The 11,981-nt window shown below is 67.7% G+C and carries 13 protein-coding genes and 1 pseudogene; 4 read left to right on the forward strand and 10 right to left on the reverse strand.

Annotated elements, in window-relative coordinates:
* Positions 1–155 precede the first annotated feature (155 nt).
* Positions 156–818, forward strand: coding sequence for a calcium-binding protein (locus tag PARN5_RS0117415; RefSeq protein ID WP_026155538.1), 663 nt, complete (start codon positions 156–158; stop codon positions 816–818).
* A gap of 120 nt (positions 819–938) precedes the next feature.
* Positions 939–1,940: a lysine-2,3-aminomutase-like protein gene (locus tag PARN5_RS0117420; protein ID WP_051071059.1), complete on the forward strand. Its 1,002-nt coding sequence runs from the start codon at positions 939–941 to the stop codon at positions 1,938–1,940.
* A gap of 92 nt (positions 1,941–2,032) precedes the next feature.
* Here the strand turns inward: PARN5_RS0117420 and PARN5_RS0117425 are convergent, their stop codons facing one another.
* The 10 genes and pseudogenes from PARN5_RS0117425 to PARN5_RS0117470 all read right to left on the reverse strand — a co-directional run bounded on the left by PARN5_RS0117425 (position 2,033) and on the right by PARN5_RS0117470 (position 9,449).
* Positions 2,033–2,869: an ATP-binding cassette domain-containing protein gene (locus tag PARN5_RS0117425; protein WP_018001055.1), complete on the reverse strand. Its 837-nt coding sequence runs from the start codon at positions 2,867–2,869 to the stop codon at positions 2,033–2,035.
* The gene (locus PARN5_RS22530; protein WP_018001056.1) at positions 2,866–3,702 is read right to left on the reverse strand and encodes an ABC transporter ATP-binding protein; all 837 of its coding nucleotides are present in this window, start codon (positions 3,700–3,702) and stop codon (positions 2,866–2,868) included. Before PARN5_RS22530 ends, PARN5_RS0117425 begins: the two co-directional genes overlap by 4 nt.
* A gap of 3 nt (positions 3,703–3,705) precedes the next feature.
* Positions 3,706–4,608, reverse strand: a complete 903-nt coding sequence (locus PARN5_RS0117435; protein WP_018001057.1) for an ABC transporter permease subunit — start codon at positions 4,606–4,608, stop codon at positions 3,706–3,708.
* On the reverse strand, positions 4,605–5,612 hold the full coding sequence (locus PARN5_RS0117440) for an ABC transporter permease subunit (RefSeq protein ID WP_018001058.1): 1,008 nt from the start codon (positions 5,610–5,612) through the stop codon (positions 4,605–4,607). The genes PARN5_RS0117435 and PARN5_RS0117440 overlap by 4 nt, the downstream gene beginning before the upstream one ends.
* A gap of 67 nt (positions 5,613–5,679) precedes the next feature.
* The gene (locus tag PARN5_RS0117445) at positions 5,680–7,284 is read right to left on the reverse strand and encodes an ABC transporter substrate-binding protein (RefSeq protein ID WP_018001059.1); all 1,605 of its coding nucleotides are present in this window, start codon (positions 7,282–7,284) and stop codon (positions 5,680–5,682) included.
* A gap of 220 nt (positions 7,285–7,504) precedes the next feature.
* Positions 7,505–8,210: pseudogene (locus PARN5_RS22535) on the reverse strand (5-deoxy-glucuronate isomerase); the annotation flags it as partial.
* The gene (locus PARN5_RS0117455) at positions 8,207–8,392 is read right to left on the reverse strand and encodes a hypothetical protein (protein ID WP_018001061.1); all 186 of its coding nucleotides are present in this window, start codon (positions 8,390–8,392) and stop codon (positions 8,207–8,209) included. The gene PARN5_RS0117455 and the pseudogene PARN5_RS22535, both read right to left, overlap by 4 nt.
* Before the next feature lie 9 nt (positions 8,393–8,401).
* A complete protein-coding gene (locus PARN5_RS0117460) occupies positions 8,402–8,608 on the reverse strand; it encodes a hypothetical protein (protein WP_018001062.1) in 207 nt (68 codons plus the stop codon).
* Complete coding sequence (locus PARN5_RS22540; protein ID WP_232419446.1) at positions 8,605–9,123, reverse strand: LacI family DNA-binding transcriptional regulator; 519 nt, start codon at positions 9,121–9,123, stop codon at positions 8,605–8,607. The genes PARN5_RS0117460 and PARN5_RS22540 overlap by 4 nt, the downstream gene beginning before the upstream one ends.
* A gap of 35 nt (positions 9,124–9,158) precedes the next feature.
* Positions 9,159–9,449 (reverse strand): zinc ribbon domain-containing protein YjdM, encoded by a 291-nt coding sequence (locus PARN5_RS0117470; RefSeq protein ID WP_018001063.1) that lies wholly within the window; start codon positions 9,447–9,449, stop codon positions 9,159–9,161.
* 152 nt (positions 9,450–9,601) lie between these two features.
* On the opposite strand from PARN5_RS0117470, the gene PARN5_RS0117475 reads away from it, so the two are divergent.
* Together PARN5_RS0117475 and PARN5_RS0117480 are read left to right on the forward strand one after the other, a co-directional pair.
* Positions 9,602–10,474, forward strand: a complete 873-nt coding sequence (locus tag PARN5_RS0117475; protein ID WP_018001064.1) for a YcaO-like family protein — start codon at positions 9,602–9,604, stop codon at positions 10,472–10,474.
* 44 nt (positions 10,475–10,518) lie between these two features.
* The gene (locus tag PARN5_RS0117480) at positions 10,519–11,976 is read left to right on the forward strand and encodes a hypothetical protein (RefSeq protein ID WP_018001065.1); all 1,458 of its coding nucleotides are present in this window, start codon (positions 10,519–10,521) and stop codon (positions 11,974–11,976) included.
* The last annotated feature ends 5 nt before the right edge of the window (positions 11,977–11,981 follow it).

The raw sequence follows: 11,981 nt of genomic DNA on the forward strand, positions 1-11,981 counted from the left end.
GGCTGACAGAACGCTGACAGGCCGGGTCAGAGGGCTGTCAGCCAGCCTGTGGCATCAGCGGGACATTCCGATCGCGGCGCCTTGACCGTCGCGAGCCAACCCGGGGCCATCGACGCGCGCAGCGCGCCCGCCCGCAACCTGAAAGGACCATGATCATGGTACGCAAGACCGGAACGAATTTCGCCGATGTGCTGCAGGGGACCAACCTGGCCGACTGGCTGTCGGGGCTGAACGGCAATGACCGGGTTTATGGTTATGGCGGCAATGACGACCTCTATGGCGGCAATGGCAATGATTCGCTGTGGGGCGGGGTCGGCAATGACGACCTCGAGGGCGGCGCGGGCAACGATTCGCTTTGGGGCGGAATGGGCAACGACGATCTCGAGGGCGGCGACGGTTTCGACCGGCTGTTCGGTGGCCTTGGCAATGACGAGCTGGAAGGCGGCAGCGGCAATGACACGCTGCACGGCCAGGACGGCAATGACGAGCTGGACGGCGATGCCGGCAACGATTTGCTGTTTGGCGGCGCCGGTCGGGACACGCTGGACGGCGGGCGCGGCAATGACGTGCTGTGGGGCGGCGCCGGCAACGATGTCTTTGAATTCGAACGCGGCCAGGGCGGCGACGTGATCGGCGACTTCCAGAACGGTGTCGACCGGCTCGACTTCGACGATTTCAGCCGTGCCCAGGTGCAGCAGGTCATCAACGGTGCCCGGCAGGTCGGCGACGATCTGGTGCTGCGGCTGTCGGCCGATACCACCGTGACGATCCGCGATATGGACCGGGCGCAGCTCGACATGGGCGATTTCACCTTCTGATCCCCTGCCCCCCATGGGGCGGGCGGGGCTTGTCAAGCGGCCTTGCCGGGTCGATAAGCCGGGTTTTCCAGCTGCCGGAGTCGCCGCTTGTCCACCCGCCCCATCACCTCGGTCTCCGGCATGGTCGATGCCGGGCTGGTCGATGCGGCCGAGACCGGGGTGCTGGAGCAGGTCGCGGCCGGCTTTCGCATCCGCGTGACGCCGGCCATGCGCCAGGCTGCGGCCGCCCCCGGGGTGGCCGCGCAATTCGTGCCCGATGCCCGCGAACTGCTGGTGCGCCCCGAGGAACTGGTCGATCCGATCGGCGACGCGGCGCATAGCCCCGCCCCCGGCCTGACGCATCGCTATCCCGACCGCGTGATCCTGCATGTCACCAGGACCTGCGAGGTCTATTGCCGCTTCTGCTTCCGCCGCGAGGTGGTGGGCGAGGACGGCAGCCTGCCCGAGGCCGACCTGGCCGCGGCGCTGGACTACATCGCGGCGGTGCCGGCGATCCGCGAGGTGATCCTGACCGGCGGCGATCCGATGGTGCTGTCGGCGCGGCGAATTGCGGCGCTGCTGGCGCGGCTGGAAGCGATCCCGCATCTCGACCTGGTGCGTTTTCATACCCGGGTGCCCGTGGTGGCGCCGCATCGCATCGACGATGCCATGCTGGCGGCGCTGCGGCCCGGGCGGCTGGCGGTCTGGGTGGTGGTCCATACCAACCATGCGGCGGAACTGACCGACGCGGCGCAGGCCGCCCTGGCGCGGCTGGCCGATGCCGGGCTGCCGCTGCTGTCGCAGACGGTGCTGTTGCGCGGGGTGAATGCCGATCCCGCGGTGCTGGAGGCTCTGTTCCGGGCGCTGCTGCGCAACCGGGTCAAGCCCTATTACCTGCATCACTGCGACCTGGCACGCGGCACCGGGCATTTCCGCACCACCATTGCCGAGGGGCTGGCGATCATGGCGGGCTTGCGCGGCCGGATCTCGGGCACGGCGCTGCCGCGCTATGTGCTGGACCTGCCGGGCGGGCATGGCAAGGTCGGGCTGGAATCGGGCGATGCGGTGGCCGAAGGCGGCGGCCGCTGGCGCATCCGCGACTGGCGCGGACACTGGCACGATTATCGCGATCCCGAAGGTTGAGGACCGGGGGCGCTTCGCCCCCCGGACCCCCCGAGGGTATTTGGAAAACAGAGAAAGCCTGGCGCGGAGCGTTCGGCCCCGACTTGGGCGGGTCAGGCCGTGGCGGCGCGCAGCGCCTGGCGGCGGGCGACGCGCTGGCGGATGGCCTCGATGTCGGTGACCGGGGTCGCGGCGAAAAGCTCGCGGGTATAGGGGTGTGAGGGTGCGGCAAAGACCGCCTCGCGCGTGCCCTGTTCGACCGCCTCGCCCTTGTGCATGACCAGGACGTCGTCGGCGATGTAGCGCACCACCGACAGGTCATGGCTGATGAAGACATAGGCCAGGTCGAATTCGTCCTGAAGATCGGCCAGCAGGTTCAGCACCTGCGCCTGCACCGAAAGGTCCAGCGCCGAGACCGGCTCGTCCAGCACCAGGAGCGTCGGGTTCAGCATCAGCGCACGGGCGATGGCGATGCGCTGGCGCTGGCCGCCCGAGAACATATGCGGATAGCGGTTGAAATGCTCGGCCGGCAGCCCGACCTTGACCAGCATCTCCTCGGCCCGGCGGCGGCGTTCGGCGGCGGGGGTGTCGGTGTTGAGAAGCAAGGGCTCCATCAGCACGTCGCCGATCTTCTGGCGCGGGTTCAGCGAGCCGTAGGGGTTCTGGAACACCATCTGCACCTTGGAGCGCATCTCGCGCGTCAGGCCCTTGGTGATGTCGAGCGGCTTGCCCTCGATCAGCAGCTCGCCCTCGGTCGCGGGGTCGATCAGCGCGATGATGCGCGCCAGCGTGGACTTGCCCGAGCCGGATTCGCCGACGATGGCCAGGGTCTTGCCGCGATCGACCGAGAAGCTGATGCCCTTGACCGCGCGCACCTCGCGCGCCCGGCGGGTCAGCGAGCCGGGGACGTGATAGTCGCGGATGATGTTCTTGCCCTGCACCACGCTCATTTCGCGGCCTCCTCGAGGAACGAGCCCACGGTGGGCAGGCGGTCGCCGGTGGCGTTTTCCGGCAGGGCCGAGAGCAGCGCCCGGGTATAGGGGTGTTTCGGCGCCTCGAACAGCGACAGCACGTCGGCCTCTTCCATCTTCCTGCCCTTGTATTGCACCTGCACCCGGTCGGCGGTTTCCGCGACCACGCCCATGTCATGGGTGATCAGGATCAGCGCCATGCCGGTCTGTTCCTGAAGCTTCATCAACAGGTCCAGGATCTGCTTCTGGATGGTCACGTCCAGCGCCGTCGTCGGCTCGTCCGCGATCAGCAGGCGCGGGTTGGTGGCAATGGCCATGGCGATCATCACCCGCTGGCATTGGCCTCCGGACATCTGGTGCGGGTAGGATTTCAGCTTTTCCTCGGGGTCGGGAATGCCGACCTGGCGGAACAGCTCCAGCGCGCGGGCGCGGGCGGCGCGTTTCGACATGCCGGCGTTGAAGCGCAGCACCTCCTCGATCTGGTAGCCGGTGGTGAAGCTGGGGTTCAGCGAGGCGATGGGTTCCTGGAAGATCATGGTGATCTCGCGCCCGATGACGCGGCGGCGCTGGCGCGGGGTCATGCGCAGCAGATCCTGGCCGTCGAAGCTCATCTCGTCGGCGGTCACCTGGGCGGTGTCGGGCAAGAGCCCCATCGCCGCCAGCATCGAGACCGACTTGCCCGAGCCGGATTCGCCCACGATGGCCAGCACCTCGCCCTTGTCCACGGTCACGTCGATGCCGTCCACGGCGGTGAAGCTGCCGGTCGAGGTGGCGAAGCGCACGGTCAGGTTGCGGATTGTCAGCAAGGCCATGGCTCAGCTCCGCTTCAGTTTCGGGTCGAGCGCGTCGCGCAGACCGTCGCCCATCAGGTTGATCGCCAGCACCGAAATGAGGATGGCGAGACCGGGGAAGGTCACGACCCACCAGGCGCGCAGGATGAATTCGCGCGCCTCGGCCAGCATGGTGCCCCATTCCGAGGCCGGCGGCTGCGCACCCATGCCGAGGAAGCCGAGCGCCGCGGAGTCCAGCACGGCGCTGGAAAAGCTCAGCGTTGCCTGCACGATCAAGGGCGCCAGGCAGTTCGGCAGGATGGTCCTGAACATCAGCCGCAGGTTCGAGGCCCCGGCCACCTTGGCGGCGGCGACATATTCGCGCGCCTTCTCGCCCATCACCGCGGCGCGGGTCAGGCGGGCGAAATGCGGCTGGTAGACGATGGCGATGGCGATCATCGCATTGGTCAGCCCCGGCCCCAGGATGGCGACCAGCACCAGCGCCAGCAAGAGCGAGGGGAAGGCCAGCACCACGTCCATCACCCGCATGATGACGCTGTCGACCCAGCCGCCGTAGAAGCCGGCGATCAGCCCGATGATGATGCCGCCGGTCAGGGCGATGGCGACGACGACGATGCCGATGAACAGCGAATATTGCGCGCCGTAGATCAGCCGCGACAGCATGTCCCGGCCCACCGCGTCGGTGCCCAGCAGGAAGCCGGCCCGGCCGCCCTCCTGCCAGATCGGCGGCACCAGCAGCGCATCGCGGTATTGCTGCGTCGGATCATGCGGCGCCAGCAGCGGCGCAAGGAAGGCGGTCAGCACCAGAGCCACGAAGACCACGAGCCCGATCACGGCGCCCCGGTTCTGGCTGAAATAGAACCAGAACTCCTTGATCTGCCGGCGCCGGATGGCCGCATCCGAGAGTTTCACGGTGGTATCGGTCATTTGTGCCGGATCCTCGGGTTGATGAGACCATAGGTCAGGTCGACGATCAGGTTCACGATCATCACGATGGCGGCGATCAGCAAGAGGCCGGATTGCACGACCGGATAGTCGCGGCGCGAGATCGAATCGATCATCCACTTGCCGATGCCGGGCCAGGAAAAGATCGTCTCGGTCAGGATGGCGCCGGCCAGCAGCACGCCGATCTGCAAGCCGATGGTGGTGATGACCGGGATCATCGCATTGCGCAGGGCATGCACGCCGATGACGCGGCGGGGCGACAGGCCCTTGGCGCGGGCGGTACGGACGTAATCCTCGCCCATCACCTCCAGCATGGCCGAACGGGTCTGGCGCGCGATCACCGCCAGCGGGATCGTCGCCAGCACGATCGAGGGCAGGATCAGGTGGCTCAGCGCGGATGTGAACGCGCCCGCCTGCCCCGAGATCAGGCTGTCGATCAGCATGAAGCCGGTCACCGGCGGGAAGAAATACATCAGGCTGATGCGACCCGAGACCGGGGTCCATTGCAGGATGCCCGAGAAGAAGATGATGAGCAGCAGCCCCCACCAGAAGATCGGCATGGAAAACCCGACCAGCGCCCCGGTCATCGAGATCTGGTCGAACCAGCTGCCGCGCTTGATCGCGGCGATGACGCCGACCGGCACGCCGATCACGGTGGCGATGATGATGGCGACCAGGCCCAGCTCGACCGTGGCCGGGAACAGGGTCAGGAATTCGGCCAGCACCGGCTTTTTCGTCACCAGCGAATTGCCGAGGTCGCCCTGCAGCAGATTGCCGAGGTAATGCAGATATTGCTGCCAGATCGGCTTGTCATAGCCGAGCTGCGCCGCGATCTGGGCGTAGCGCTCGGCCGAGACGCCGCGTTCGCCGGCCATCAGCAGCACGGGATCGCCGGGCAGCAGGCGGATGAACCCGAAAGCCACCAGCGTGATCCCGAGCATGGTCGGGATCAGGTAAAGCAGTTTGGTGAGGATGAATCTCAGCATCGAACCCTGATCCAAAAGGGCCGTGCGGGGCATGGCCCCGCACGGCCGCTGTCATGATAGCCGAAAATTACTCGGTCAGATCGACGTTTTCGAACGTGTAGTCGCCCAGCGGCGATTGCACGAAGCCGGTGACTTCCTTGCGCATCGGCACATATTGCGTCGAATGCGCCAGCGTGGCCCAGGGCTCGTCCTTCTTGAAGATGACCTGCGCCTCTTCATAGAGCTTGACCCGCTCGTCGTGGTCGCTGGTGGCCTTGGCCTTGGCGATCACGTCCGAGAATTCCTGGTTGCACCAGAAGGCGCGGTTGGCGCCGCCGTCCTGGGCCGCGGCGCAGCTCAGCAGCACCGACAGGAAGTTGTCCGGGTCGCCGTTGTCGCCGGTCCAGCCTAGGATCACCGCGCCCTTGCGGCCGGGCTCCATCGACTTCTTCAGGTATTCGCCCCATTCGTAGCTGACGATGTCGACCTTGACGCCGACCTTGGCGAAATCGCTCTGGATCAGTTCGGCGGCGCGGCGGGCGTTGGGCATGTAGGGGCGCTGCACCGGCATGGCCCAGACTTCCATCGACAGATCCTTGACGCCGGCGGCCTCCAGCGCGGCCTTGGCGGCCTCGGGGTCGTATTTGTCGGCCTCGATGGCGTCGTTATAGCCCCACATGGTCGGAGGGATCGGGTTCTTGGCGATCTCGGCATCGCCCTGATAGACCGCATCGACCAGCGCCTTCTTGTCGATGGCCATGTTCAGCGCCTTGCGCACCTCGGGCTTGTCGAAGGGCGCGACGGTGGTGTTATAGGCCAGGTAGCCGACGTTCAGCCCGGCCTGCTCGTCCAGCTTCAGGTTCGGATCGGCCTTGATGTCGGCGATGTCGGCGGGCGCCGGATAGGGCATCAGGTGGCATTCGCCGGCCTTCAGCTTCTGCAGCCGCACCGAGGCGTCGGGGGTGATGGCAAAGACCAGGTCGTCGATCTTGGGCGCCTCGCCCCAGTAATCGGCATTCTTCTGGTAACGGATCACCGCGTCCTTCTGATAGGCCACGAACTTGAACGGGCCGGTGCCGATCGGGGCGTTGTTCAGGTCCTCGCGGGTGCCGGCTTTCTCCAGCGTGTCGGCATATTCCTTGCTGACGATCGAGACGAAGGGCATGGCGACATTGGCCAGGAACGGCGCCTCGGGGTGGTTCAGGGTGAACTTGACGGTGTTGTCGTCGACCTTCTCGATGGACTTGATCAGCTTGTCCATCTCCATCGAGGAATAATATTCGTAGGTGATGCCCGAGATGTATTCGTGCCAGGGATTGTCGGCGCTGGCCTGGCGCTCGAAGGTGAAGATCACGTCATCGGCGTTGAAGTCGCGCGAGGGGGTGAACTTGTCGTTCGAGTGGAACTTGACGCCCTTGCGCAGGTGGAAGGTATAGGTCAGCCCGTCCTCGCTGACATCCCAGCTTTCGGCCAGAGCCGGCTCGATTTCCGTGGTGCCGGGCTTGAACTGCACCAGGCGGTTGTAGACCGCGTGACCCGAGGCATCGAAGGTCGTGCCCGCGGTATAGGGGGCGGGGTCGAAGCCTTCGGGCGAACCCTCGGAGCAATAGACGAAGGTCTTGGCGCTCAAGGGCGTCGCCGCGACCAGCGCCAGCGCGGATGCCGCGAGGAAACGGGTGGAGAAGAACGACATATTGCCTCCCATGTCTGGACTTATTTTGCACTGTCCCTGATGCAAACGAATCTGCCTGACAGGTCAAGTGCTTTGCCGGGATTTATCGTCGTTCTGCTGGAATGACGCGACGAAACGCCGAAAATCGCGCCAGAACTCCGGCGTTTTGCCTGCTTGCCGCCCCGACCGAAAGGTCGGCCGCGGTGTCGGAACCCAGGCGGACCGACGCCCTTGAGGCGTTGTCGCGCTGCCAGATCCAGTCGTGGTCGGGATGATTCTCATAGCGCCATTTGCGGATCGGCCCGGCCATGACATTGAGATAATACATCTCGTAGCCATAGGGCACGCCGCAGGGGTGATGGGCGGCGACCGCCATGGTCTCCAGGCTGCCGTCGTCGGTGAAGACGCGCCGGATGCCATGGCCCTGGTTCGGGTTCAGCCGGTGGCAATAGGTATCTTCCAGACAGATCATCCGTAGAAAGTATTTGCTATCATAGCGATGCATTGGATATCTCGCCCATTTTCTAGAGCGGGCAAAGACCTCGGTGACCAGCAGGCTGTCGCAGAAATCCTCGTTCTCCATGGCGATATTGTTGATGAGGCGGGTGTTCACGCCCGGGCCGCGCTGAGTCAGCACGATACCCTCGGGCCCTATGCGGCGCGCGCCAGACCGCCAGCGTCAGCGGCGTCACGGCCTCGGCCCGCTGCCGTCGGGCAGACAGAGGCTATGCGGCGGCGTCTTTCGAAGACGTCGAGCCGCTGGCCCAAATCGCCCCAGTCGCGGCCCTCGAAGATGACCCGGATCGCCTTATCGCCGCCAAGGTTGCCCGAGGCTCGCCCGGCCCGAGCCGCCACAGGTCGAAGCCGACACAGGACCAGCCGGCGTTTTCCGGAGCAACGTGATGGACCAGGCCGGTCTGGCCATCCGGCTTGCGCAGCAGATTCATGGCTCCTCCTTGCGGATGATGAACAGCGCCACGACCAGATAGACCCCCGCCGCCCCGAACAGGACGGCCCAGAACAGGCTGCCCGAGGCCAGTTCCACCCCCGCCCAGATGAGCGGCAGCAGCCCGCAGAGGACACGGACCCAGAGGCGGCGGAAGAACGGGTGTTGGGGATCGACCAGCATGGCGGCAGGTTAGTGCAGACCGGCGGCCCGCGCCATGTCCTTCAGCGCCTTCAGGCCCATGGACTGGTACGCGAGCGGGTCGCGGACCTCGGGGTCCTGCTCGGCGTCGATGACCAGCCAGCCGTCATGGCCCGCGCCGGCCAGGATCTTCAGCAGCGGCGTGAAGTCGATGGCGCCCTCGGGACCGCCCGGCACATTCTGCGCGGCGGCGCTCATGGCGACACGCCCGGGACGAAATCCGACAGCAGCGAGAACACCGGGATGCCGCGCCAGCGCAACAGCGCCACGGCCGAGGTGACCTCGTGATGGTCGATGCCGGTCGCGGCCACCGCCCGCACCTTGCCGGCAAAGCCGGCGATGGTCTCGGCGAAATCGGCGGGCGACTGGCCGGACGAAAAGCGCCCCGCGACGCGCCAGCGCCGCAAGGGAGCGAGCCGGGCCACCTCTTCCAGAGGGGCGGCGAAATCCTGATGGAAGGCATGGCGTTCCTTTTGCAGCACCACGCTCAGGTGCAGCTTCGGCACATGCGGAAGGCCCGGATCGCCGGGGCGGTGTGATAGCCCACCGCCTCGGCCGCCTGCGAAACCTTGCGCGGTTTCCTCGCGCACCTGGCTGCGGCCGTTCGGCACCCGGACCACCGTCGCCACGCTGACGCCGGAGGCGCGGGTGACATCCTCGATCGTCGGGCCATGCTTCCCCTTCGCAATGAGGGGAAGCGTGATGGAAACCACAGCGATGCCATGGCCCTTAAGTCCGGGCCGAGGGTTCAGCGCTTGCGGACGAACTCGCAGCGCAGGACCAGGCCCTTGATGCTATCGTGGCGGCAGTCGATCTCTTCGGGATTGTCGGTCAGCCGGATCGAGCGGATCACCGTGCCCTGCTTCAGCACCTGGCTGCTGCCGCGCAGCTTCAGATCCTTGATCAGCACCACCGAATCGCCGTCGGCCAGGGCGTTGCCGGCCGAGTCGCGCACCACGACCGCCGCCTCGGCCGCCAGTTCCGAGGCCGGGCGCCACTCGCCGCTGGCCTCGTCATAGACATAGTCCTCGTCCGCCATGGCTGTGCCCTTTCGTGATATGCGCGGGCTTTCCTAGCCTTTTCCGCCGCTTGCGGCAAGGCCGGCGCGGCCTGCGCGCAATTCACGCCAAGATCACAGGTGCCGGTTACGGCTTGGGGCAACCAAAGGCCCGAAAGGACAACCGCAAGACGATGGAACAACTCTGCCGCCGCAGCCAGGACTTGACCGACAGCTGGCAGCGCCACGACTGGCGCGAAAGCTTCTTCGCCCCCGGGCTGGTCATCCTGCAGGCCCTGACCCATGACGGCCGCACTGCCAGCGGCGCCGGGTTGACCCGTGACGAGGCATTCGACCGCTGCCTTGGCGAGACCGCCGAGATCCTGGCCCTGAACCGCCACCTGCGCCAGGGCGGCCGCTTCGACCCCTGGAGCGACGGGCTGGCCGCGCATCCCGACCCGGTGCAGGCCTGTGCCGCCGCCCGGCTCGAGGCCTGCGAACGCGCCGCCGTCGCCGACTGGTGGCTGGGCCGCGCCCCCGCCGCGCCGGTCTCGGAGTCCTGGATCGCGCAGGCCGGGCTCGCCGCGCGCGTCGAGGCGATGCGCCAGGGCGCCGCCCTGCGCCGGCGCAGCGACTGGTGGCAGATCCGCACCGAGGGCCAGCCCTGCGTGATGATCTGCCGTAGCGTCAGCCTGGAAGGGCAGGACCCGGTGCTGGGCTTCGGCTGCGACGAGGAGCCGGTTGCCGCCGCCGAAAAGGCGCTGCGCGAGCTTCTGCTGATGGAGATGAACCTGATGGAGCTGCTGGCCGCCCGCGCCACCGGCGACGAGCACGGCCCGGGCGAGGTGCGCGCCCGCATCCGCGGCTATGCGCTGCACGCGCCGCGGCTGTTCCCCGCCGCCGCCGAAAGCCTGCCCGCCGCGCCCTGCGCGCTGGTCAGCGATTTTCGCCCGGCCCCCGAGTGCCGCGAGATTTCCGAGCCGCGCGCCGAGATCAGCGTCTGGCTTTCGCCGGGCAAGGCCGCATCGGCTCTTTTCAGCGAGGCCACCGGCCTGCCATATTTGTGATGATTCCAGCGCAGGGGGCCCGGGAGATGGGGGAAGGCGCGGCCATGGACGGCGAGGACGAGATCCGGCCAGACCTGGCGGGCTGTCCCTTCGGCTGTGTGCCCGGGCGCGGCCGCCTGCGCGCGGGGCGGAACCGCGCGCCGCTGGCCGCGCTGGCCATGGCGCCGGACAGGGCGCCGGACATGGCGGCCGAGGCCTCGCCGCTGGGCGCCAGCGACGACCGGCGCGACATCGACCAGCGCAAGCCGTGGATCCTGCTGCGCAGCGACCCGCAATGGCGCGCTGCCTGCCTGGCGCGGGTGGCGCATATCCCCTCGGGCTATACCTATCTGGCGCAGCTGATGGGCCATGACATGGGCAGCAGCGTCGAGGCGGCCAGCGTGCCCTGGTCGCGCGGCGCCGAGGACGACACCGCCGCCCCCCCGCCGGTGCGCTACAACCTGATCGACAATCCGCTGACGCTGGAGACGGTCTATGGCCCCGGTCCGGCGATGCTGGCGCATGTCTACGACCCGGAGACCTGGCTGTTTCGCCTGACGCCGGGGGCGCGGCTGGCGCGGATCTATGCGCGCGGGCTGAACGCGGTCTCGGACCCCGATCCGCGGCCGATCCGGGCGCTCTATGACGAAAGGAACCGCGACTCGCTGATGCTGCACGAGCTGGTCGTGGCCTGGATGCAGTTCCACAACCGCAATGCCCGGGCGCTGATGGCGCAGGGGGTCGAGCCCTATCGCGCCTATGTGCTGGCCCGCACCCATGCGGTGCGCTGCTGGCATCGCATCGTGACCGAGGACCTGCTGCCCCGCTTCCTGCATCCCGAGATCGCCGCCCTGCCCGCCCCGCCCCGCGCCTGCGAACTGGACGAGACCACGCTGCTGCACGGGCTCTGCCGGGCCTTCCACGCCCTGCCGCTGGCCGCCTATGCGCTGGGGCGGTCGGGGCTGCACAACCTCGGCACGCTGCTGAAGCGCGGCTATGCGGTCAGCGAGGCCGAGACCGACTGGCGCATCGACTGGCCGCTATTCTTCGGCGCCAGGCCCGGCGGCCCGCGCAGCGGCATGTCGGCAAGCGTCGCGCCGGAATTGCGCGCCCCGGTGACGGCGGCGGCGATCATCGCGCTGGACACCCGATCCGCCGCCGAGGCCCGGCCGCTGCGCCTGGGCAATGCCCGCATCGGCGCGGCTCGGGCCGCGCTGCCCGGCGACTGGCCGGCGCGGCTGACCGCGGTGCGCCTTGCCGCCGATTTCGCCGCCGCCCATCCCGAAGCGCCGGTCGCGCTGGATGCGGACGCGCTGGAATGGGGGCCGCTCTACCAGTTCCTGATGGTCGAGGCGCAGGTGCACGGCCAGCAGGGCAGTTTCGGGCCCCTGGGCAGCGCGCTGCTCGCCGCCTCGGTCGCGGGCTCGATCCGGCGCGTGGTCATGGCCGCCGAGGGGCCGCGCGAAGCCGGCCTGCCCCGCCCGGCCAGCATGCTGGAACTCATCAACCTCGTCCGGGAATGACGGAG

The organism is Paracoccus sp. N5 (genome assembly GCF_000371965.1).
Classification (GTDB): domain Bacteria; phylum Pseudomonadota; class Alphaproteobacteria; order Rhodobacterales; family Rhodobacteraceae; genus Paracoccus.